This is a genomic window from Paraburkholderia sp. SIMBA_027, assembly GCF_046535315.1.
Taxonomy (GTDB): domain Bacteria; phylum Pseudomonadota; class Gammaproteobacteria; order Burkholderiales; family Burkholderiaceae; genus Paraburkholderia; species Paraburkholderia tropica.
In genome coordinates this window covers 1-253 of sequence record NZ_JAWRWY010001155.1, presented here as the reverse complement: position 1 = coordinate 253, position 253 = coordinate 1, and the positions used below count along the sequence as shown (strand labels likewise).

Here is a 253-nt window from a genome sequence, read left to right as displayed (position 1 = left end):
GCGCCCATGGCGGGCAAAGGCCGCCGACCAGCCCAATTCGACGCCATCGCGGCGCGTGCGTCCGGCATTGCGGAAGGTGGCGCGACCGCCCGCGCTGCCCGCCGACACGATCTCGTCGTGCGTCGATACGCGGAACACCGCGGCGGTCAGTTGCCCGCCGGCAAGGTCGGTCTTCAGGCCCGCTTCGGCATTGTTGCCGAGCGCGGGCGCCAGCGCGAAGTTCAGCCCCGGCAGGCCGCCGGGCCGGTACGAC

1 protein-coding gene is annotated in these 253 nt (G+C 73.5%); it reads right to left on the bottom strand.

Annotation, left to right across the window (positions count from 1 at the left end; translation table 11 throughout):
- Positions 1-253, bottom strand: a 253-nt coding sequence (locus SB764_RS42765) for a TonB-dependent receptor domain-containing protein (protein ID WP_410867145.1), incomplete at both ends; no start/stop codon positions are given.